The sequence below is a fragment of the Streptococcus mitis genome, from assembly GCF_003942685.1.
Classification (GTDB): Bacteria; Bacillota; Bacilli; order Lactobacillales; family Streptococcaceae; genus Streptococcus; species Streptococcus mitis_CD.
The window spans coordinates 1-504 of the sequence record NZ_RJNR01000057.1 but is presented as its reverse complement, the minus strand read 5'-3'; the positions used below and the strand labels follow the sequence as shown (position 1 = coordinate 504).

Genomic DNA, 504 nt, shown 5'->3' with positions numbered 1-504 from the left:
CCAAATGGAGATACAGAGCACGTCTACGAAAAAGTTAAGACATCATTCAAGGATAAAGAAGGAAACGAAATTCCAGGAAATCCAAGTGAAGATGGCGAACAACCTAAGAAAGATATTCCAGGTTACCGCTTCGTAGAAACTAAGAAACTTCCAAATGGAGATACAGAGCACGTCTACGAAAAAGTTAAGACATCATTCAAGGATAAAGAAGGAAACGAAATTCCAGGAAATCCAAGTGAAGATGGCGAACAACCTAAGAAAGATATCCCAGGCTACCGCTTCGTAGAAACTAAGAAACTTCCAAATGGAGATACAGAGCACGTCTACGAAAAAGTTAAGACATCATTCAAGGATAAAGAAGGAAACGAAATTCCAGGAAATCCAAGTGAAGATGGCGAACAACCTAAGAAAGATATTCCAGGTTACCGCTTCGTAGAAACTAAGAAACTTCCAAATGGAGATACAGAGCACGTCTACGAAAAAGTTAAGACATCATTCAAGGAT

Annotated in this window: 1 protein-coding gene; it reads left to right on the top strand. The window is 39.1% G+C overall.

The window, feature by feature from the left end; genetic code table 11:
• Window positions 1-504, top strand: a 504-nt coding sequence (locus D8855_RS10490) for a MucBP domain-containing protein (protein WP_185757602.1), incomplete at both ends; no start/stop codon positions are given.